The 21,945-nt window shown below is 66.0% G+C and carries 16 protein-coding genes; 9 read left to right on the forward strand and 7 right to left on the reverse strand.

Going from position 1 to position 21,945, the window contains the following annotated elements:
- Positions 1-174 precede the first annotated feature (174 nt).
- Complete coding sequence (locus AC1L6K_RS09535; RefSeq protein ID WP_480952451.1) at positions 175-774, forward strand: class I SAM-dependent methyltransferase; 600 nt, start codon at positions 175-177, stop codon at positions 772-774.
- Between the two features lie 65 nt (positions 775-839).
- On the opposite strand, the gene AC1L6K_RS09540 is transcribed toward AC1L6K_RS09535, so the two are convergent.
- From AC1L6K_RS09540 to AC1L6K_RS09555, 4 genes are all read right to left on the reverse strand, one after another.
- Positions 840-1,229 (reverse strand): VOC family protein, encoded by a 390-nt coding sequence (locus AC1L6K_RS09540; RefSeq protein ID WP_480952452.1) that lies wholly within the window; start codon positions 1,227-1,229, stop codon positions 840-842.
- A gap of 251 nt (positions 1,230-1,480) precedes the next feature.
- Positions 1,481-2,455: an NAD-dependent epimerase/dehydratase family protein gene (locus AC1L6K_RS09545; protein WP_480952726.1), complete on the reverse strand. Its 975-nt coding sequence runs from the start codon at positions 2,453-2,455 to the stop codon at positions 1,481-1,483.
- 101 nt (positions 2,456-2,556) lie between these two features.
- Positions 2,557-5,316 carry an alpha/beta fold hydrolase gene (locus AC1L6K_RS09550; protein ID WP_480952453.1) on the reverse strand — a complete coding sequence of 920 codons (2,760 nt, stop codon included), beginning with the start codon at positions 5,314-5,316 and terminating at the stop codon, positions 2,557-2,559.
- Complete coding sequence (locus tag AC1L6K_RS09555; RefSeq protein ID WP_480952454.1) at positions 5,310-6,335, reverse strand: 3-oxoacyl-ACP synthase III; 1,026 nt, start codon at positions 6,333-6,335, stop codon at positions 5,310-5,312. The genes AC1L6K_RS09550 and AC1L6K_RS09555 overlap by 7 nt, the downstream gene beginning before the upstream one ends.
- 251 nt (positions 6,336-6,586) lie before the next feature.
- Here AC1L6K_RS09555 and smc point away from each other — a divergent pair, with 251 nt between their 5' ends.
- Positions 6,587-10,237 (forward strand): chromosome segregation protein SMC, encoded by a 3,651-nt coding sequence (gene smc, locus AC1L6K_RS09560; RefSeq protein ID WP_480952455.1) that lies wholly within the window; start codon positions 6,587-6,589, stop codon positions 10,235-10,237.
- Between the two features lie 16 nt (positions 10,238-10,253).
- Here the strand turns inward: smc and AC1L6K_RS09565 are convergent, their stop codons facing one another.
- On the reverse strand, positions 10,254-10,772 hold the full coding sequence (locus AC1L6K_RS09565; RefSeq protein ID WP_480952727.1) for a GNAT family N-acetyltransferase: 519 nt from the start codon (positions 10,770-10,772) through the stop codon (positions 10,254-10,256).
- A 62-nt stretch (positions 10,773-10,834) separates the two neighbouring features.
- Positions 10,835-12,793 carry an FAD/NAD(P)-binding protein gene (locus AC1L6K_RS09570; RefSeq protein WP_480952456.1) on the reverse strand — a complete coding sequence of 653 codons (1,959 nt, stop codon included), beginning with the start codon at positions 12,791-12,793 and terminating at the stop codon, positions 10,835-10,837.
- A 469-nt stretch (positions 12,794-13,262) separates the two neighbouring features.
- Between AC1L6K_RS09570 and AC1L6K_RS09575 the strand changes: the two genes are divergently transcribed.
- Genes AC1L6K_RS09575 through AC1L6K_RS09605 form a run of 7 tightly spaced genes read left to right on the forward strand, consistent with a single transcriptional unit; the run spans position 13,263 to position 20,599 of the window.
- Entirely contained in the window at positions 13,263-14,177 is a 915-nt protein-coding gene (locus tag AC1L6K_RS09575) for an amino acid ABC transporter permease (protein ID WP_480952728.1), read from the forward strand.
- The gene (locus tag AC1L6K_RS09580) at positions 14,174-14,992 is read left to right on the forward strand and encodes an amino acid ABC transporter ATP-binding protein (protein ID WP_480952457.1); all 819 of its coding nucleotides are present in this window, start codon (positions 14,174-14,176) and stop codon (positions 14,990-14,992) included. Before AC1L6K_RS09575 ends, AC1L6K_RS09580 begins: the two co-directional genes overlap by 4 nt.
- Positions 14,993-15,002: 10 nt before the next feature.
- Positions 15,003-15,992: an ABC transporter substrate-binding protein gene (locus tag AC1L6K_RS09585; RefSeq protein ID WP_480952458.1), complete on the forward strand. Its 990-nt coding sequence runs from the start codon at positions 15,003-15,005 to the stop codon at positions 15,990-15,992.
- Positions 15,989-17,149: an LLM class flavin-dependent oxidoreductase gene (locus tag AC1L6K_RS09590; protein WP_480952459.1), complete on the forward strand. Its 1,161-nt coding sequence runs from the start codon at positions 15,989-15,991 to the stop codon at positions 17,147-17,149. Before AC1L6K_RS09585 ends, AC1L6K_RS09590 begins: the two co-directional genes overlap by 4 nt.
- Entirely contained in the window at positions 17,133-17,996 is an 864-nt protein-coding gene (locus AC1L6K_RS09595) for a DUF1684 domain-containing protein (RefSeq protein WP_480952460.1), read from the forward strand. Before AC1L6K_RS09590 ends, AC1L6K_RS09595 begins: the two co-directional genes overlap by 17 nt.
- Positions 17,993-19,135: an LLM class flavin-dependent oxidoreductase gene (locus AC1L6K_RS09600; RefSeq protein ID WP_480952461.1), complete on the forward strand. Its 1,143-nt coding sequence runs from the start codon at positions 17,993-17,995 to the stop codon at positions 19,133-19,135. The genes AC1L6K_RS09595 and AC1L6K_RS09600 overlap by 4 nt, the downstream gene beginning before the upstream one ends.
- A gap of 9 nt (positions 19,136-19,144) precedes the next feature.
- A complete protein-coding gene (locus AC1L6K_RS09605) occupies positions 19,145-20,599 on the forward strand; it encodes an NtaA/DmoA family FMN-dependent monooxygenase (protein WP_480952462.1) in 1,455 nt (484 codons plus the stop codon).
- A 76-nt stretch (positions 20,600-20,675) separates the two neighbouring features.
- Here the strand turns inward: AC1L6K_RS09605 and AC1L6K_RS09610 are convergent, their stop codons facing one another.
- Positions 20,676-21,641, reverse strand: a complete 966-nt coding sequence (locus AC1L6K_RS09610; protein ID WP_480952729.1) for an ABC transporter substrate-binding protein — start codon at positions 21,639-21,641, stop codon at positions 20,676-20,678.
- Between the last annotated feature and the right edge of the window lie 304 nt (positions 21,642-21,945).

The following is a 21,945-nucleotide window of genomic DNA, read 5'->3' on the forward strand; positions in this document are numbered from 1 at the left end:
CCGACGAAACGCGCTGATCATGCGACGCCCACGCTGTCTGGTTCCGTCAGCTATTTGCGGGCGGGGTATGCGGGAACGGGCGATCAGTGGATTAACGAAGAATCCCAGCCGGGAAAATCGTGGTTGTGCTTGCGCCCCTGACAGACCGGCTGGCGAGTCCATAGACTTACGTGCATGACTGACTCCCAAGTTCAACAGGCCTACACCTCGCGAGCATCCGAATACACAGCCATGCTTGGGGCAATCGAGGACATGCATGAGCTTGATCGGAACCGCATGGAACAGTGGTCTGAGCAGATTGCCGGCCGCATCATCGACGCCGGATGCGGACCGGGACATTGGACGGACTTTCTTCACAAACGGGGTGCCGACATCCAAGGCATCGACCTCGTGCCCGAATTCATTGAGAGCGCCAGTCTCCGCTTCCCCGATGTACCATTCCAGGTCTCGTCGCTCCGCGCCCTCGACGAATCCGATGGAAGCCTGGATGGCGTGCTCGCCTGGTATTCACTGATTCACCTGACACCAGCCGAACTACCGTCAGCTCTCTCCGAGCTTGCGCGCGTTCTTTCACCTCAAGGGCACCTGCTCGTCGGCTTTTTCGATGGCGAACCCGCAGAACCGTTCGACCATGCGGTGACCACGGCTTACTACTGGTCCGTCGATCAGATGAGCACACTACTGCGTGACGCCGGGTTCGAAGTGCTCGACGTCGAAACGCGCCAGGATCCCGGCAACCGGCCACACGCAGCAATTTGTGCGATGGTTCGGTAAAGGTTTCCTCCATGGCCAGGACGTTGGGCTAAGCAGATCCTGCGCCAAATGATCGACGGTAGCGGTCAGACAGTCTGCTCGTTTGCAGGCGGATGTTCGGCCACGCAAAACAAGTTGCCTTCCAGGTCGGCCAGGGTGGTCCACTGTACGTGAGGGACCTCGTCCAGGACGTCCCATTGATGGGTGGCCCCGAGGTCGAGGAGTCGGTCGACCTCGGCCTGTCGTGCACCCCACGGGACGGTCAGGTCTACGTGGAACGTTTGGCGTTCGGGGCGGGGCTCGGTCATGGGCTGGAAGAACATGGCGAAGCCCTCGGGACCTGCCGGCGGCAGGTAAACACTGTCTCCACCGGGTGAGGGAGAAGCACCAGTCACGGACGCCCAAAATTCTGCAAGCTTGGCCGGGTTCCGGGCCTCCAGATTGATGGCACCCAGGGTGATTTTATGCGTCGTCATGGTTGCAACGCTATCAGTGCCTCGGACTGTCCCGTTCGTTTGTTCGTGTGGTCGCGGCTGCAGCCTTAAGCTCGGATGAGTGAAGCACACGTCAATTCTCTCATCAGCCCAGGTTGGAGTCACGGGGTGCACTCATGTGTCATTGCCCAGCAATGCGCGCGCGGAAGCTGTCACAGCGCTGGAGAAGATCACGCACAGTCCGCCTTCTGGCCGGTGATGAACAACGGGTCAGACCGGCGTTGAGGCACCGGCTACGCTTGGGCGCGGTAATACTCCGCCAAGAGCTCCAGGCCCTTATCCAAGGTAACCGCGGGTACCCAGTCGAGCACGGCCTGCGTGTGCCGCTGGTCAAACCAGTGGGCGGTGGAGAGCTGTTCGGCCAGGAACCGGGTCATGGGCGGTTCGTCGTGCACCCAGCCGCGGGATCCGGCCGCCGTCCAGGCCTTCTCAATGACTGACCCGGCGCCGCGGGCAAGCCAGCCCGGCACCGAGTAGCCGGGCGAACGCACACCTGCGGCGGAGCAGATGCCGGCAATCAGTTCGCCAACAGGACGCGGCTCGCCATTGGTGACGACCAATGCCTGTCCATGGGCGTAGTCCATCCGTTCCAGGCCGCGCACGATCGCCTCGGCCGCATTGTCCACGTACGTGGTGTCGATGAGCGCGCGGCCGCCATCAAGCAGCGGCAGCCGGCCGGCCCGGGCACGCTCCACCACGCGCTCGACCAACTGGGTGTCGCCGGGGCCCCAAACAACGTGCGGGCGGATGGCGGTGACACGAAATGCGGGGGAGTCCTCGGCCAGGGCAATTTCTTCGGCAGCGGCCTTGGACCGGGCGTAGTGTCCGCGGGCCAGGTCCGCATTGGCAGTGCCCGCGGCGGCGCCCACAATGGAGGAACCAAAATGGGCCACGGACGGTGAGGACACAAACACAAAGTCGCGCACACCTTCGTGCCGGGACGCTGAAATCAGCTGGCGGGTGCCAACGATGTTCGTGGAAACAAACTCACTCCAGTCACCGGTGAAGGAGACCTTCGCAGCCAAATGCACGACGGCGTCCACGCCAGCCACCGCGCGGGCCGCCACATCAGGATCAACAACGGATCCCTGCAGCGATTCCCACGGGGCCTCAACCGCGCGGCGCTGCAACGTTCGCACCAAAAAGCCGCGGTCATGAAGCAACTGGGCCACGGCCCGTCCGAGCAAACCGCTCGTGCCTGTCACCAGGACACGGCGCCGGCCGGCACCCTGGTTGGCAGCAGCCTCGGAAGCAGCAGCAGTGCCGGAAGCCCCGGTGTTGCCGCCGGAATCGCCGGCAGCACCCGTGCTCACGGTTTGCCCGGCTTCTCGCCGGCCAGCATCCGGGCAGCCCAGCGGGACAGCTTGGCACGGTCGATCTTGGAATTGTGCCGCACATCGGTGGGCATGGAGCCAATGACGAGCACGGCGGCCAGGGGCACCTCAACCGACAACGCCGCGGCCCGGACCGCAGCGGCCAGCGCGGCCGAAGCCAAGCCTGCCCGCTTCACGGCCGGCACCGTCTCAACAATGGCCACAGCTGACTGCGTGCCTGCCGGACCAACACCAACAATGGCAGCCCGGAAGACGTCGGGCACCAGTTCTGCCGCCTGTTCGGCGGCGATCGGAGTCTTCACGCCGGCGGCAGTGGTCAGGATGTGCTCCATCCGGCCCTCCACCCAAAGGCGGCCTGCGGCATCCAGATGCCCCACATCGCCGCTGCGGTGCCAGCCGGGGATCGAGGTGCTGAGCTCCTGGGTAATCCACAAACGGTCGTAGCGGGCCTTGACATGCGGGGCGCGAACCAAAATCTCACCCGTCACGCCGGCCTCGGTGCTCGGCTCGGGGACCACGGAACCATCGGCGGAAACAGGCGCAATCGCCACCGACGCACCGCTGACAGCCGTGCCCACGCACACCCCATTGCCCACACCGGCGGCACGAATGCCCGGCAGGTCAATGTCGGTGACGGGCAGCGCCTCGGTCATGCCGTACGGGGTGTGCAGGGCCGCTTTGGGCGCCAGCTGCTGGACCTTCTCGAGCAGCTGCTGGGCCAGGGGAGCGCCCGCTGACAGGACTAGTCCGACGTCGGCCAGCGCCTTTTGCTGCGCGGGCAGGAGGGCCGCCGCGGTCGCCACGACGTTCACGAGGGCGGCCGGTGAGGCGAAGACAACGGTGGCGTCGATGGCGGCTGCCGCATTGGCCAGGGCCTGGGCCGTGAGGGTGCGCGGCGCCGTGACGTCCATGTCGGGGGTGACAGTGGTGGCGCCCAGTGCCGGGCCCAGCAGGGCGAAGGGTGCGAACCCGGCCACCAGGGCGGTGCCGGCTTCGAGGCGGTATGTTGCCTTGAGCGTGTCGCGCATGGCTGCCAGCCGCCGGTTTGTGTACACGACGCCCTTAGCCGGGCCGGTGGAGCCGGAGGTGAACAGCACGGCAGCGTCGGCGTCAGCTGCGACGGGGGCAAACGGCTTCGGATGTCCGGCGAGCCGCACCACCCGGCCATTGGCCATGAGCTGCGGCACCGTGGCTGCAAAACCAAACAACGACTTCTTGGCCCCGGCGGTTGCGGGCGTGAAGTCCTCGGCCGCGATCTTGATGCCGGGCCAGTTGTACAGCCGTGCGCCAGCCAGCGCCCGCTCAATGCCAATCAAGTAGTCGGGGCCCGCGCCCTTGATGGCGCGGCTCATGCCCTTGGTGCCCAGACCCGCGTCGGCCACCACGATGACGGCGCCCAGGCGCAGGCACGCGTAGATCAAGGTTGTCAGGTTGATGCCCGGCGGGACGAGCAGGCTGACCCTGTCCCCGGCCTTCACACCGAGCTCGCGGAGGCCGGCGGCCAGGTCGTCCACGTCCCGGGCCAGCTGTGCCCACGTGAGTTGGCGGGTGCCCCCGAGCTCGCCACGGGCCACATCCACCCGCGGGCCCCTCTGGGCTGAAGGCGTTTCCTGGGCGGCAGCACCGGCCGGGAGCATGTCAACAATGGCAGTGGTGTTGTCCGAGCGGCGCGCGTCCACTTCGGCCAGCATCGGCACGTACGGGTTCTCAGCGCCAGTCCCAGCGCCAGTCCCGATGCCGGCCCCGGCGTCCAGGACGTTCTTGGCCAGCCACGCAAAGGTTGGTGTGGCGATGTCGCGGTCTTCCTGGACCAGGTGGCTTGCGCCTTCAAAGCGGTGCACGTCGGCCTGCGGCAGGCGGGTCAGCAGATCGCGCAGGTAACGGTCGGAGAACACCGGGTCCTTGGGGCCCCACATCATGAAGGCGGGCACGCCAAGGGTGCGGATGTCGGTGGACACGCTGTCCAGCACGGCCCGCGAGGGGTGGTCCTCGGCGGCCGGAATGTCAGCCACGAAGTTGCCCACCCCGGCCCTGCGGGAAACAGTCTGGTACGGGGCCATGAACGCTGCCCGGACGTCGTCGGCCAGGGCGGGTTGCGCCAAACCGTGCGTCACCCGCAGGAAGGCGGACGACGTCGTCGTGCCCCATTTGTGGACGGCGGGGTGCAGGGCAAGTTTCAGGGCGGGGGGCAGGGAGAAGCCGGCCGGGTGCACTGCGGTGTTTGTCAGGACGACGGCGGCCAGCTGTTCGCGGTGGCGGGTGGCCCAGCCCAGGGATATGATGCCGCCCCAGTCGTGGCCGACACTGACGACCGGCCCGGTGAGGCCGATGGCGGCGGTGAGGTCGCCCAGGTCGTTGATGCGGTCCTCGAGGCGGCGGAAGGTGCCGGTGCGTTCGGAGAAGCCCATGTCGAGCTGGTCCACGGCGATGACACGCCACGGGCCGCCGGCGGCGAGGGTGGCGGGGGAGGTGGCCCCGGCCAGCAGGGTCCGCCACAGATAGGACCAGGTGGGGTTGCCGTGCACGCACAGCAAGGTTCCGACGGGTTCGACGCCGGTGGCCAGCACATCGGCCTCATTGTCCAGGTAATGCCACTGCCGGGACGTGCCAGCCGGATCTACGGCGGAGGTGGACGGCACCGACAGGTTCCGCCGCCAGCTGCCCTTTACGCCCGGCCACGGCTCGGAAATGCCGCCCGCAGGAGAGTCAACGTCCAGCGAAGCCACTGCTACCACGCAATTTCCATCATGGCGGTGTTCAGCCCGGAGCCGACGCCCATGCACAGCACGCGGTCGCCGGGGTTGAGGCTCTGGGATTCCTGGGCCAATGTCATGGGCAGCGAGGCCGGACCCACATTGCCCCACTTGGGGAACGTGATCGGGACCTTGCCCCTGACCAGGTCCACTGCCTTGATGATGGCATTGGTGTACGAGTTGGAGACCTGGTGGGTGACGTACCTGTCCATCGAGCGCCAGTTCCAGCCGTCGGTGTGGGCTTCATGCCACGCGTCGGTGACGAGCTCCAGGCCGTTGTCGAGCAAACCCTTGGTGTCCGTGAACATGCCGTCGGGCCCGCCAACGCACAGCTCGTGGTGCTGGGTGCCGGCCCGTGAAACGCCGCCCATAATGCGGTGGCCGCCGGGGTGCAGGTCCGCCCGGCCGATCACGGCTGCTGCCGCTCCGGAGCCCAATGTCAGGGTGGCAAATTCCTTCAGGTAGTCCTCACGGGTGGAGGTCTCGGCGTTGAGCCGCCGGAACGTAGTTTCTTGGGTTGCCTGGGCGTCTTCGCCGGCAACAATCAAGGCGTACTGGATCTGGCCCGAATCAATCATGTTGGCGGCCAGGGTCATGCCGTTGACAAAGCCCAGGCAGGCGTTGGCCACGTCAAAGTTCATGGCGGAGGACGGCAGTCCCAGGCCGTGGTGGATTTTTACGGCCACTGACGGCTCAAGGTTGCGCCGGGTGACGGAGGTGTTGATCAACAGCCCGATCTGTCCGGCTTCAATCCCGGCCTCGGCCAGGGCCTTGGCGCCTGCCTCGATGGCGGCGTCGTCAAAGTCAGTTCCGGGGGCCCACCAGCGGCGCTCCTCGACACCTGCCACACGTTCCAAAAGTCGTTTGGAGAGCCTCAGCCGCTTCAGGCTCGGGGCCAGCCGGTCGTCAAAGTCGCTGGACTTGACGACGACCGGAGCCTCAATGCTTGAAACAGCGAGCAAGGCGGTGTTGTGGTGACGAAACGTTGCGTTGCCGATCAAAATCCAGCCTTTTTCTTGTGGTGTTCGGTGTCAGATGGCACCGGAAATCCAGTGACTGTGCTTAAAAATCGTCCGGGGGTGCCGTGACTGGCCCCCGTACAGATAATGACGCACCCTTAACTATGCACCTTGAAGGGGTGTTCATGCACATGCGCCACTTTGCATACACGCGTGCCGCTCCCGGGTGGGCCAAGGAAATCCACGGTAGATTGGCAGGTGAGAAACAGCCCGGCGCAGGAGAAGAATACAGTTTGCATCTAAAAAGTCTTTCCGTGCGCGGATTCAAGTCCTTCGCCTCGGCCACCACCTTTGACTTTGAGCCCGGTGTCACTGCTGTCGTCGGGCCCAACGGTTCGGGCAAGTCCAACGTGGTTGACGCCCTGGCCTGGGTCATGGGCGAACAAGGCGCCAAGACGCTGCGCGGCGGCAAAATGGAGGACGTCATCTTCGCGGGCACCTCGGGACGCCCTCCGCTGGGCAGGGCCCATGTTGCCCTGACAATTGACAATTCCGACGGCGCCCTGCCGATCGATTACGCCGAAGTCACCATTTCCCGCACACTTTTCAGGGCCGGCGGATCCGAGTACGCCATCAACGGGACAGCCTGCCGGCTTTTGGACATTCAAGAGCTCCTGTCAGATTCCGGCCTTGGGAGGGAGATGCATGTCATAGTCGGTCAGGGCCAGCTCGACAAGGTCCTGCACGCCACGGCCGAGGACCGCCGCGGCTTCATCGAGGAAGCCGCCGGGATTCTCAAGCACCGCCGCCGCAAGGAAAAGACGCTGCGCAAGTTGGACGCCATGTCGGCCAACCTGGCCCGGCTGACGGACCTGACGGGCGAGATCCGCCGCCAGCTCACCCCGCTGGGCAAACAGGCCGCCGTGGCCAGACGCGCCCAGAGCGTGCAATTTGACGTCCGCGACGCCAGGGCCCGCCTGCTGGCCGATGACATTGTGACCTTGAGCACCGCCGTCGAACGTGATGAAGCCGCCGAACTGGCGCTGAAAAACCGGCGCGAACTGGTGGAGAAGCAGTTGCAGGGCGGCAGGGAGCAGCAGGCCGGGCTCGAACAGGCAGCCGCCGCGGCCACGCCCGTGCTGAACGCTGCCCGTGACGATTGGTACCAGCTGTGCGCAACGCGTGACCAGCTCAAGGCGCTGGGCGCACTGGCCGCCGAACGCCAGCGCCACCTGGGCGCCGCCGACGCCGCTCCCGACCCCAGCCGCGATCCCGACAAGCTCGCCGGGCAGGCTGCCCGCCTGCGTGCCGAAGAGGCCGAACTGGACATGGCGTTGGAGGAGCGGCGTTACGGCCTGGAGACGGCCATGGAGATCAAGGAAGACGCCGAGTCCGCCGTCCGGGCCGAGGAGCAGCGGGTCCGGGCGCAGCTGCGCGCCACCGCCGACCGTCGCGAGGGGCTGGCCAAGCTGGCCGGCAAGGTTGCCTCCGCCCGCTCCCGGGTCGAGTCGGCCGAGGCTGAAATCGGCCGCCTGCACCAAAGCAAGGCCGCCGGCGCCGACAGGCACAGTGCAGCGGCCGAGGAGTTTGCCGCGCTGGAGTCGCAGGTTGCCGGTGTGGAATCCGGCGAGGAGCGCCTCGACGCCGACTATGAGGTTGCCGCCGGGGCCCTGGCCGGGCTTGACGGGCAGATCCAGGCCGTCACTGAGGGCCAGCTCGCCGCCGAACGCGAACGCGATTCCCTCACCGCCCGCCGCGACGCCCTCGCCGTGGGCCTGCTGCGCAAGGACGCCAGCGCACACCTGCTCGAGGCCCGACCGCCCGGCGTCCTGGCCTCCATGGCACAGCTGATCCGGGTGGTTCCCAGCCATGAAACAGCCATCGCGGCGGCCCTGGATGCCGCTGCCGAGGGCGTGGCCGTCAGCGATGTTGCGGCCGCGCTGGATGCCCTTGACCTGATCAAGACGCACGACGGCGGACGCGTCACCCTGGTTGTTGCGGGTGCCGGTGCGGGTGCGGCGGACCAGACCGGCGCCCAACCCGGGCACGACGAGGAGCTGGCCGCGAAGCTGGCTGCAGCGGCAGCCGCGGCCGACGCGGTGGCGGGTGCCGCCGTCGGACGTGCACAGGTCAGCGGCCCGGCCGGGCTTGAGCCGGCGCTGGATGCGTTGCTGGCTGCCGTGGTGCTCGTGCCAGATCTGGCTGCCGCCCGGCAGGTCCTTGCCCACAATGCCGGGTTGACGGCCGTGACTGCCCAGGGGGACGTCGTGACGGCGTTTTACCTCAAGGGTGGATCCGCCACGGCGCCGTCACTGCTGGAGCTGCAGGCCGCCGTCGACGAGACCGAGACGGCGCTGCATGCGGCGACGGCGCGCGGGGAACAGGCACGGTTTGCGCTGGCCGGACTGCAGTCCCAGCGTGCCGGACTGGCCGAGGAAGAAGCAGGTGCGCTGGCGGCCCTGCACGAGTCCGATGCGCGGCTGGCCGCGGTTGCCGAGCGGCTCGGGTCGCTGGGGGCCACCTTGCGGTCGGCGGCGGGGGAGTCGGAGCGGCATGCCCTGTCGTTGAACGCGGCCGCGACAAATCTTGCCACCGAACAGCAGTCGCTCGAGGAGATTGCCGCCCGTCTGGCCCGGGCGCAGGAGGCCCCGGCCGACGTCGAACCTTCCATGGAGGAACGCGACAGCCTGGCCGCCGCAGCCGTTGCCGCGCGCGCTGTGGAGATGGAGACCCGGCTTTCGCTGCGCAGCACCGAGGAGGCGCTGAACACGGCGCGCAACCGGGCCGCAGCACTGGAACGGGCGGCGGCAACCGAGCGGACGGCCAGGGAGCAGGCGGCGCAGCGTGCCAACCGCCGGCTGTTCCAGGCGAAGAAGGCTGCCGCCGTGGCCAAGGCGACAGAGCACATTTTGGTGTTCGTGGATGAGTCGATCGCGCTGGCCGAGCGTGTCCGGGACGAGGCCGAGGAGCAGCGGGCCGCCCGCGAGGTTGAGCTGATGGCCGTCCGCGCCGCCACCGTGGAGGCGGAGAAGGAACTGGCGAAGCTCACGGACACCGTGCACAAGGACGAAATGGCCCGGGCGGCACAGCGCCTGCGCATTGAGACGCTGGAGAACAAGTCAATCGAGGAGTTGGGCCTGAGCGTCGACCACCTGCTGCGCGAGTACGGGCCCGAGACGCTGGTGCCGCTGGGTCCCGGCGAGGTCACCGACAAGTGGGCGGCGCTGCGCGTAGAAGTGGACGATTCCGGCGACGAAATCCGCGAGGGCACCCCCTTTGTGCGCGAGGAGCAGGAAAAGCGGCTCAAACGGGCCGAACGCGACCTGGCGGCCCTGGGCAAGGTGAATCCGCTGGCGCTGGAGGAATTTGCGGCGCTGGAGGAACGCCACCAGTTCCTGTCCTCGCAGCTGGAGGACCTCAAAGCCAGCCGCAGGGACCTGATGGACATCATCAAGGAAGTGGACCAGCGTGTCGAGGAGGTCTTCACGGCCGCCTACGCCGACACGGCAGTGCAATTTGAACAGGTCTTTGGCCGGCTGTTCCCCGGCGGCGAGGGCCGGCTGGTCCTGACCGACCCCACCGACATGCTGACCACCGGCATCGAGGTGGAGGCCCGGCCCGCCGGCAAGCGGATCAAGCGGCTGTCACTGCTGTCGGGCGGGGAACGCTCGCTGACGGCGGTGGCCCTGCTGGTGGCAATTTTCAAGGCCCGCCCGTCCCCGTTCTATGTGATGGACGAGGTCGAGGCCGCCCTGGACGACACAAACCTCGGCCGCCTCATCACGCTCTTTGAGGAGCTGCGCGAATCCAGCCAGCTCATCATCATCACGCACCAGAAACGCACCATGGACGTCGCCGACGCCCTGTACGGGGTGTCCATGCGGGGCGACGGCGTCTCCACAGTCATCAGCCAGCGCATGGACCGCGCAGAATCGCCAGCCTGACCCCGCCCCGGGCGTGCTACGGCTTCGTGGTCAGATCCTTGCTGAACGCCAGGAACGGCAGGGACTCGGGGGCTGCCTTGACGTCGAAGTGGGGTTCGTAGTTGGTCTTCAGGTACAGGCCCCTTGCTTCCGGCTGGCGCGGTCCCGTGGTCAGGTACACGCTGGTGTAACCGAGTTCCACGGCCTTGGCCTCCAGCTCGGCCAGTACGCGGCGTGCGAGCCCGCGGCGGCGCTGCCGTGAATGCGTCCAGATGCGCTTGAATTCAGCAGTGTCCTGGGAATGGCGGCGGAATGCACCGCCGGCCACCGACACCCCATGCTCCTGCAGGATCACGACGGCTCCATCGGGTGCGGCGAATTCCCCGGCGGGGTATTTGTTCAGCTCAGCGGCAGCATTGCCTGTGCCGAACAGATCGGCGTAGCGGGTCTCATATTCCACGGCCAGCTCTTCGAGGAGCGGGCGCACCCGGGGGTCATCCATGGGCAGGCTCAGCACCGAGATCGCGCCGGCGCCGGGCTGTCCCACTGGGGTCATGCGGTTTTGCGGCACCGGACCGGTGCCCGCGTGTGCCAGCCCTGGCTGTGCTGTGTGTGCAGTCATGGCTGGGTCCTTTCAAAAAGCGCCGGGAGGGGTTGGGCTGTGCCGGCGTGGTCCGCCAACGCGTGAAGCACCGCGCGGGCCAAGGCGTCGTTTTCCCGAAAGGGGGCGGCATTGCTGCGGGGGCGTGCGAAGGCGCCGGAGGCCCAGGCAGAGGTGCCCGGCCCCACAGCGAAGAGCCTGTCAGTTCGTTCGCCGCGCGCGCCCACCATCTGGTGGGAGCCGGTGACAAGCAAACGCCCGGTGGACACTGTACCGTCTGCAGAGAGCAGCTGCTGTTCTGAACCGATACCGCTGGCGTGGAGCTGGGCCAGCACCGGATTGGCTGAATGCACCACCGTCGGGGCGGGGAGCCTGGCCTCGATGAACGCTGCAGCCCGCACCCGGGAATCGTGGCCGCCGGTGGCACCGGATCCGGATGTGGCGACGAACAGCCCGGTTGCTTCCTCGGTTGCCACCTTGAGTCCCGGGCCCAGGAACTCCAACAGGCCGGCCTTGTGGATGGCCAAGATTTGGCGCAGCCGGTGGGGCGGCGGACCCGAAGCAACAAAGCTGAAGAAGCCATGCCACCAGCCCTGCACTGCCGCCTGTGATGCGGCCGTCAGCCGTTCGGCGGGCACGACCGAAGCAAAGTCCATGTACGCCCGCAGCAACCCCAGGAACAGGGCCAGCGTCTCGGGGTGACCGCCGCCGTCCCGCAATTTCAGGTCTTCGGCAATGTGGGCTGCCACAGCCTCGGAAACGGAGCCGTGAGCCGTGAGTCCGGTCCCGGACAATGGCTGGTCAAGACGTTCAAAGTCCAGCCACAAGGAACGCTCGGGCACGGCCGAGGCCACGAGCGCCGCCCGTTCCGGACTGTACCAATCCAGGCGCCGGTACGCTGCGGAGAAAATGGCCCAATCCATGCCCATCCGTTTCGGGTTGCCGGTGAAAAGCTCTTGGTAGTAGGCGTGGGCGGCGTCCTTGGCGATGAGCGGCCAAAGCTGCGTGCGAAAATCAAGCTCCCCATGCGTCGCCAGCAGCTTCGACACGGCGTGCCCGGTGAACGACTGGGCGGGGCCGGGGGCGTCCCCGCGCAAGCTTGCGGAAATCTTCGAATGGTAAGGAACACCGCGGCGCGAGCCCGCCCACAGCCGCGGTTCGGCACCGGATGGCACATAGGCAAGCTCGCCGTCGTCGTGCTCCACGAAGCGGCCGCCACGCCCCTCCATCAACAGCACCACCAGGTCGACGAAGGCCAGGCCCATGCCCGAGACTATGACGTCCTGCCCCGGAGCCAGTGCGGAGTAGTCAACGTCCGTGGTGTAGGCGGGGGCGGCGTGAAAGCCGCCGTGGCGGGTGGCGAAGGCGGCAAAATCCGCTGATCTGCCATGAATCTGGGCATCCGTATGACCCACGGCGAGTACGACGACGTCGGCGCCCACCTGCGTGCCGCGGGCAAGCCTGACCAGGCGGCGCTCACCTGCGGCGGCCGGGGCGATCTCGAGGGCGGTGTCGCGGTGGATGGTGACGGTGGCGTACGGGGCCAGGGCGGAGACGGCGCGGCGGAAGAACCATTCGAGGTAGAAGCTGTGAAGTTGGCGGGTGGGGAACGATGAGCGCGTCAGCCCGGCGGCCTGTGCCAACAGCTGCGGCGTCAGTTCCGGCGCATCCGGCAATTTCCCCGAGGCTACGGCAGCGGCCCATTGCGCGAGGTCCGGGCCGTCCGTCGTGGGGCCGGTGCAGTGTACGGAGGCGTCCGTAAACATGGTCACATCCCCGGCCATGGAATTGAGCATGAGTCCGGGGTCTTGATTAAAGCGCCAGATCCGCCCGGAGCCGGGCTGGAATGGCTCCACGATGTGGATGTTCAGGGGCGCCGCGAACAATTCCGGCATGTTCGCCCCCAGGCGTTCCAAGAGTCCGGCCGTGCGCGGGCCGCCGCCGATGAAGACGACGCTCGGATCGTGCGGGGGCATGGGGGCTCCTGGCTCTGCCGGCTTGTTCGTGGGCCGGCCTGCTGTGCATCTGCTGCGGGACGGTGCGTAGGCACCCACGCTACGGCCGTTCGAGTGCGTCAATGAAGGCCGCGGTCATGCCGGTTCATGGCAGGTCACGGAGGGTTAATTCCGGTCACGAACTGACATGTGACGGCTTGCGTCCGAACATGACCCAGTACAACAACAGCCTTGGAGAGTGCTTCCGACGCCGCCTAGATTTGCAGCCATCAAGCAGTAAAAATCCAGTGATCCAAGGGAAGAATCGAGGTGGCGCGTGAGCACCGCACCAACAGACGTGGCGCAAGCAGCCACCCAAACGAGTCCGGACGTTGCCGGCAGTTCCACAACGGCACCCGGCACAAGCCCAGCTGCAGGGTCCGCCGTCGGCCCAGCCCGTGCCGCCGCAGCCGGCAACAATCCGCCGCCTGCCGGCCCGGTCCCTCCTCGTGTGGTGGCCGACTACTCCGGGTACAAAGTGGTCGCCGCCAAAAACCCGTGGCGGTGGGTTGGCACGGCAGTGGTCGCCTTGGGCGTGGCGGCGATCCTGTGGTCGCTGGCCACCAACCCCCGCTGGGAGTGGGACGTGGTGGCGCAGTGGTTTACCGCGGAGTCCGTGATTCGCGGGCTGGGGGAAACGTTGAAGCTGACGGTCATCGCCGGAGCCCTTGGCTTTGTGCTCGGGTTCATCCTGGCGCTGATGCGGCTGTCGGCGTCCCCGCTGCTGGTTTCGGTGTCCTGGACGTTTTCCTGGATCTTCCGCTCCACCCCGCTGCTGGTGCAAATGCTGCTCTGGTACAACCTGGGCTATCTCTACGAGAAGATCAGCCTCGGAATCCCCTTCACCAGCGTGACGTTTTTCGAGGTCCAGACCACCACACTGATCAGCCAGTTTGCCGCGGCAATCCTGGGCCTGACCCTGAACCAGGCGGCGTATTCGGCCGAGATCATCCGCGGCGGCATTCTCTCCGTTGACCAGGGCCAGTTGGAGGCAGCCTCGGCACTGGGCATCCCTGCCTGGCGCCGGTCCACCCGGATCGTCCTGCCGCAGGCGATGCGCTCCATCCTGCCGACAGCCTTCAACGAGATCATCGGGCTGGTCAAGGGCACCTCCATCGTGTACGTCCTGGCGTACTCGGAACTGTTCTACACCGTGCAGGTCATATACAACCGCACGCAACAAGTCCTGCCGCTGCTGCTCGTAGCAACCCTCTGGTACATCGTGATCACCTCCGTGCTGAGTGTTTTCCAGTACTACATCGAACGGCACTACGCCAAGGGTGCCGTGCGCACGCTGCCGCTGACGCCGCTGCAAAAGGTCAAGAAATTTTTCACCATCCGCACCACCGCTAAGGACCTGCGATGACCATCACCGACACCCAAGCACCCGCACTTGCCCCGACGAGGGGCCTGGTGGAAATCACCGACGTGCACAAAAGCTTCGGCGCCTTGCACGTGCTCAAGGGCGTGTCCCTGGTTGTGGAGCCCGGAGCCGTTACTGCCATCCTGGGCCCCTCTGGATCAGGAAAGTCAACGTTGTTGCGCACCATCAACCACCTGGAGAATGTGGATTCCGGTTACGTCGCAATTGACGGTTCGCTCGTGGGATATCGGAAACGGGGGCGCAATCTGCACGAACTCCGTGAAAAGGACATTCTCAAGCAGCGCACAGAGATCGGCATGGTGTTCCAAAACTTCAACCTCTTTGGTCATCTCACGGCACTGGAAAACGTGACGGAAGCGCCCGTCGTGGCGCAGGGCAAGACCAAGGCCGAGGCCCGCCGCCGGGGGTTGGAATTGCTGGCACGGGTCGGTCTGGAGGACAAGGCCGAGGCCTATCCCCGCCAGCTTTCCGGCGGGCAGCAGCAGCGCGTGGCCATCGCCAGGACGCTGGCCCTTGACCCCAAGATCCTGCTCTTCGACGAGCCGACCAGCGCCCTGGACCCGGAACTTGTCAACGAAGTCCTGGACGTCATCCGCGAGCTTGCCACCTCCGGCACCACCCTCATCATCGTCACGCACGAGATGGGTTTTGCCCGCGACGTGGCGGACACGGTGGTCTTCATGGACCAGGGCCAGATCGTGGAAAGCGGCCCGCCTGCGGAGATTTTCGCCAACCCCCAGCAGGAGCGCACCAAGAATTTCTTCTCCAAAATCATCGAACCAGCCTTCAACATCTAAGGAACACCCCATGTCACAGCCTTCCCCGCGCCTTCGCACCCTCGCCGTGCTCCCCGCCGTCGTCCTTGCCGGCATGGCAGTGCTGACCGGCTGCTCCGACCCCGGGGCCCAGGCCTCGAGCGGAGATTCGACGACGGCCGTCAACGGTGTGGTGTACAACAGTTCCCGGGAGCAAAACCGGATCCGCGCCGAGAAAGACCCGGCCCTGGTGGCCGAGGTGCCGGCGTCGATCTCCGCGGACGGCAAACTGACGGTGGGCACCTCTGCCGGTTCGGTCCCGCTGTCGTACCACGCAACCGACAACAAGACACCCATCGGCTCCGAGATCGACCTGGCCCAGCTCGTGGCCGACAAGCTGGGCCTGGAACTGGATGTCCAGGTCACGGCCTGGGAGAACTGGCCGCTGAAGACCCAGTCAGGTGACTTTGAAGCGGTGTTCTCCAATGTCGGCATCAACGCCGAGCGGGTGAAGCTTTTTGACTTCGCCAGTTACCGGGCCGCATTCATGGGTTTCGAGGCGAAAACCAGCTCCAACTATGACATCAAGGGCTCCGACGACATCTCCGGGCTCAGGATCTCCGTGGGCTCGGGCACCAACCAGGAAAAGATCCTGCTGGCTTGGAACAAGGAGCTTGAGGCCAAGGGCAAGGCGCCGGCTGAACTGCAGTACTACTCCTCCGACGCCGACACCATCCTGGCCCTCAGCTCGGGACGCACCGACTTGAACATCACCCCTTACCCGTCAGCCGTGTACCGGGCCAACACCCGCGACGACCTGAAGATTGTGGGCAAGGTCAACGCGGGCTGGCCCAATGAAACGCTCGTGGCCGCGACAACGCTCAAGGGCAACGGCCTGGCACCGGCCATCACCGACGCCCTGAACGCCGTGATCAAGGACGGCAGCTATGCGGAGGTGCTGACGCGCTGGGGACTGTCGGAGGAAGCACTCCCGGCCGCCGAAACCGTTACCGAGTCCAACTACAAGGCAGGTGCCAAATGAAATTCCAGGTCCTGGACATCATCCCCCACCTGAAGAACCCTCTCACCGGAGCCATCGTCTCCACGGCAGACCGGCTCAACCAGGTGGTGCAGACCGCACAGCTGGCCGAGGAACTCGGATATGACAGCTTCTCCGTGGGGGAACGGCACGCGGGGGAGTTCATCTCCTCATCGCCCACCACGGTGCTCGCCGCCATCGCCGCGGTGACCTCAACCATTCGCCTGCAAAGCGGTGTCACGGTGCTCTCGGTCCTTGACCCTGTCAGGGTGGCCGAGGACTATGCCACGATTGACCAGCTCAGCAGGGGGCGGCTGGAACTGGTCATCGGCAAGGGCAACGAGGCGCTCCAATATCCGCTCTTTGGCTTGTCCCTGGACAACCAATGGGACCTGCTCGAGGAGAAGTACTCCCTGCTGCACCGGCTGTGGCGCGAGGAAGACGTCACCTGGTACGGACAATTCCGGACACCGCTCAGCGAACCAACGACCACCACGCCACGCCCCTTCGCCGGTGCGCCGCGCGTGTGGCACGGCTCAGCCACGTCGCTGGCCTCCGCCGCGCTCGCCGCTCAGTGGGGAGACCCCCTGTTTACGGCGAACGCCATCCAGCCACGCGAAAACTACAAGGTGCTCATTGATCACTACCGTGAGGAATATGCGCGGCACGGCCATGACCCCCGGCATCAATACCTGGGTTCTGGCAGTGGTGCCGGGGGAGTGTTCATCGCGGACACCACCCAGGAGGCCAAACGCCAGTATGGCCCCGTGTATGAGGCGCTGACCGTGGGCCGGAACGTACCGGGGAACAACTCCCCCTACAGGGACATAGACCACGCCGTAGCAGAAGGTCCCCCGCTGGTCGGCAGCCCGGAACAGGTCATCGACAAGATCCTGGGCTACCACGAGCTGTACGGCCATGACCTGCAATCCATCTCCCTGCCAACCACCCTGCCCTTCGAGCAGCAGCTGGAGCTGCTGGCACGCTTCGCCGCGGTGGTCATTCCCGCGGTCAGGGAAGCGGCGCCCACCACGCTCTGGGAAACCGGCGATCCCTATGCCGGACGCCCGGCCTTCGCCGGCGCCCACGTCGGCGATGCCGCCGCCATCATCTCCGCAGACCACCTCACCCACAGGAGCAACCATGTCCACAGCCACTGAAACCAGCAAAGCAGATACCCGCAAGGCGGCCTTCCGCACCGAGTGGCAGCACTGGCACGACGCCCACGAAGAACTTCGCAGCGATCCCCACGGCTTCCTGGCCGTCACCGAGCTGCACTGGCTCACCGCTGACGCCACAGCGCTCGCCGGGGCGCCGGGGACATGGCGGGTTGAGGACGACGCCGTTCATCTCACCTTGGCGGCTGGCATCAGCCTGCTCCGCGACGGCGCCGAACTAAACACCCCTGATGGAGTGACTGCGAACGGGGAACTCGTGTTCGGGCCCATCGCCGAACGCGACGGCATCAACCTCAGCCATGGTGACACCGTGCTGGAGCTGGCCAAACGAGGCGGCGAGTACGTGCTCCGGCCGCGAAACCCCGGCAATGCGTTGCTTCGCAATTACCACGGCACGCCCACCTATGAGCCGACCCGGTCGTTTGCGCTCGCAGCACAGTACGTCCCGTTCCGCCGGCCCCGCGAAACGACAGTTGGCGCCGCCGTCGAAGGCATCCAGCACGTCTACCAGGCACCAGGAGTGGTGAAATTCAAGATCGCCGGCCGGGAGCTGGAACTGACGGCCTTCAATGGATCGGCGCCGGGCACATTCCAGGTGCTGTTCACGGATGAGACCTCGGGGGACACCACCTATTCCGCCAACCGGTCCCTGACATTTTCCGCGCCACCAGCAGGGGGCGCGACAACCCTTGATTTCAACCGGGCCCTGAACCTGCCCTGCGCCTACACGGATCTGGCCACCTGCCCGCTCCCGCCGGCCGAAAACCATTTGCCCGTGGCCATTGCTGCCGGCGAGAAGACACCCTTTGAACGAGAGGCCGCCCAATGAGCGCCGCAGATCAGCATCGACCCGGTTTCCTGGCCCTTGAGCTCGATGGCGACGGGGCGCACCCGGCCGCGTGGCGGGCCGCCAGACACACACCGGCAGAACTCCTGAGCGGTGAACGAATCCGTTCCACCGTGCTGGCCGCCGAATCAGCCGGATTTCACATTGCAACGTTTTCCGACGGGCCGTTGGGTGGCGGAGCCGACATTGGGGGCCGGCTCGATGCCGTCCAGCGGGCAGCTTTTGCCGGGCCAATAACCCACAGCATCATCCTGGTTCCCGAGGTGGACACCGTCTACACGGAGCCATTTCATGTGGCGACCCAGCTGGCCAGCCTTGACTATGTTTCCGGCGGCCGGGCCGGCTGGCTCGTCGCCGCCGAAGGCACGGAGCGCGAGGGTGCCGTCGTGGGACGGGGAGCAGTGGAGGGTGAAGCGCGTGCTTTGGAGGCCGCCGCTTCCGTGGAAGTTGGCCGCCGGCTGTGGGACAGCTGGGAGGACGACGCCGTGATCCGCGACGTTGACTCCGGCCGGTACCTCGATGTCGACAAACTCCACTATGCGGATTTTGAAACCGGCGCCGATTTTCCCGGCCAGGGATATTCGGTCAAGGGTCCGTCCATCATTCCGCGTCCCCTGCAGGGGCAGCTGCCCGTGCTGGCTCCGGCCGGGTTGGTGGCAGACGGGCTGTCCCTGGGAGGCCCCGAGTCCGGCATCGATGCCGTGCTGGTGACGGCATCCGCCGCGGAGGATTTGGCAGGGGAGGCCCGCCACGTCCGCAATCAATCCCAGGGCGCCGTGGCCGTCATCGCCGAGCTGGACGTGGTGCTCGATGCCCGCGGCCAAAGCGCCGCGGAGCGCGTTGCCCACCTCGATGCCCACACGCCGTGGATCAGCAGCCGTGCCCGGTATGCCGGCGGGGCCGACGGCCTGGTGGGACTGCTCACGGAGATTCTGGCTGAGGCCGACGGCGTCCGGCTGCACCCGGCCGTGCTGGACGTGGACCTTGATGAACTGTCCCGGCTGGTGCTCCCGGTTCTGCGCCGCAATGGCGCGCTGGCCCCGGTTCAAGCCGACGCCAGCTTCCGGGACCTGCTGGGGCTTGGCCGCGCGGTCAACCGCTACGCAACCGTTGGAAACTAAGGAGAGACCATGAGTGAAAACAGCGAGATCGGCAACGGATTCATCCCCACCGGACAGTTGCAGTTCGGAGTCTTCGTTCAAGGCGTCAATTCCGGCACCATTTGGAAAGCCGGGGAATCCGGATCGCAAACGGATTTTGATTCGTTCCGGCATTTGGCGCAGACGGCAGAGCGCGGGCTTTTTGCGGCGTTCTTCCTCGGCGAAGGGCTGCGGCTAAGGGAGCATCTGGGCCATCCCCACGCGCTCGACGTGGCCGGGCGTCCCGATGCCCAGACCATGCTGGCTGCCTTGGCTGGCGTGACCAACAAGATTGGGCTCGTGGCCACCCAAAACACCACCTATAACGATCCCGCACACCTGGCACACCGGCTCTCCTCCCTGGACCTGCTGTCGGGCGGCCGGGCAGCGTGGAACGTCGTCACGACCGACAACGCCTGGACGGGTGCGAATTTCCGCCGGGGCGGGTATCTGGACCATGCTGACAGGTACCGTCATGCCGAAGCGTTCGTGGAGACGGCAAAGCGGATCTGGGACAGTTGGGAAACCGGTGCCTTCGCCGGATCCGAAACTGCAACCGCCTGGTCAGCGCCGGGCTCCGTGCGGCAGGTCCGGCACGAGGGCCAGCACTACTCGGTCGACTATGCGCCGCGCCTGCCCCGCAGCAGCCAGTACCGGCCGGTGCTGTTCCAGGCCGGCGACTCGCCGGAGGGGCGTGACTTTGCGGCCCGCCAGGCCGATGTCATCTTCTCCGCCCACCCGGCTTACGAGGCTGCCCTTGAGTTCCGTCGTGACATCGTTGCCCGGACCGTCGCCGCAGGCCGCAGGCCGAACGACGTCCAGATCATGCCGGCAAGCGAGTTCATCCTTGCCGCCACGGCGCAGGAAGCCCGCGACAAGAAGGAGTGGGTCCGCGGCCTGCAGATCGGTCCGCAACAGGCCATTGCCTACCTGGAACAGTTCTGGGGACGGGAACTCTCAGAATACGATCCCGACGGGCCGCTGCCGGAGATCGATCCCGTGGTTGCCGAAACCTCCGAGACCCGGGGCAGTGGTTTTCATGGCGCCAAGGCCCGCCAACTCGCGGACCAGTGGCGGGCCGAGAGCAAGGACAAGGGGCTGTCCATCCGGCAGTTCGTGTCCGGCAAGACCAGCCGGATCGATGCCACCTTCACCGGCTCCTACACGGACGTTGCGGACACTCTTGCCCGCTATGCCGCAACGGGTGCGGTCGACGGCTTCAACATTTCACCGTGGCTGGTTCCCACCGGGCTCGATGACATCGTCAACCACCTGGTCCCCGAGCTGCAGGCCCGCGGCGTCTATCCCACGGAGTATGCCGGAACCACGCTGCGTGAGCATTTGGGCCTGCCCGTGCCGAAACGCCCGGAGGCTGAACACGACAATGACGGAGATCATTCCAGCGAGATCAAGCTGGAACTGGCCGCCCGCGAGCTCCACCTCTAGCACTATCAACGCTCGACGGCGGGTGGTTCCCTTGGCATCAATGGGAACCTCCCGCCGTCGTAATTTTGGGGCGAACTTAGCTTGCCGGCAGCCCGGGCGGGTTCAGTTCGGACTTCCTGACGGCCTCGCTGGAGAGCCCCCATTTGTCCAGGATCTTGGCGTAACTGCCATCGGCGATCAGGTGGTTCAGGCCGGCCTGGGCGGCGACGGCGAAGCCATTGCCCTTCTCGGTGGTGACGGCGATCTTGGCATTGAGCGGCCACCCGCCGTCGACGGTTCCCACCAGCTTGGACTTGCCGTCCGTGGCGGCCTTGTACGCGCCCGTCGGGTTGGGCCCGAACGTCAGGTCCGCACGGCCCGACTGCAGCGCCAGGGTGGAGGCGGAATCGTCGTCGTAATACTGGAATTGGACAGGTGCAAGCCCCTTCGCCACGTTTTCCTTGTCCCACGCCAGGAGGATGGCCTCCTGATTGGTGCCTGATCCGACAACCACCCTCTTGCCGGCAACATCCGCAGCCGATTCCACAGTCGTTATGGGGCTGTCTTTGGTGGCATAAAAACCGAGTTTATCTTCCCGGTATGTGGCGAAATCGAACTTGAGCTTGCGTTCCTCGGTGACTGTCACGTTCGTGATGGCCGCCTCGTACTTGCCGGAGGCCACGCCCAGGGGCCAGTCGGCCCACGCCGTCGGCACGATTTCGGCCTCCAGGCCCAGCGACTGGGCCAGTGCGACGGCGATGTCCACCTCGTTGCCGATCGGAGTTTTGTTGTCGGTGGCGAACACGCCGAGAGGTGCGGCGCCCAGCGAGACGGCAACCGTGAGCCTGCCATCCTTTTTGATCCCTGCGGGAACCAATGCGGCAGCTGCGGCGTCTGCGGTCACGGACACCCGGTCCTGCTTGGGGGAGAGATTGAAGGACTTTGTTCCGGAGACTTCGGCTGGGGCAGCACTGGCGCCCGGGTCTGAGCAGGCAGCCAGGCCCAGGGCCGCGGAGGCCGCCACGGCAATGGAGAGCGCTGATCTGGTGATGATGCTGGTCATGGTTTCCTCTGCGAATGCGTCGTGGTTGCGGGTGGTGTCAGCAACTATCCGGCAGCGGAGGGCGGCCGCCAAGGCAAGCGACACCCGAGGAAATCGAAGGTCACGGTGCGTGCGAATGCGTCGTGCCAAGTCATGCAGGAGGCCCCTGAAAGCGGTGGAGACCCGCGGACTGCACCCGCGGATACTGCTCCACATTACGGATTGCAACGGAGGCTGCGGAGCACTGTGAAACGCTCTAACCACTAAGTCACCAGCCACGCCCAGCAGCGCCCCGGTCCGGAAATTTCCCAGTCCAAGCAGAAAT

The organism is Specibacter sp. BI4, from assembly GCF_056680095.1.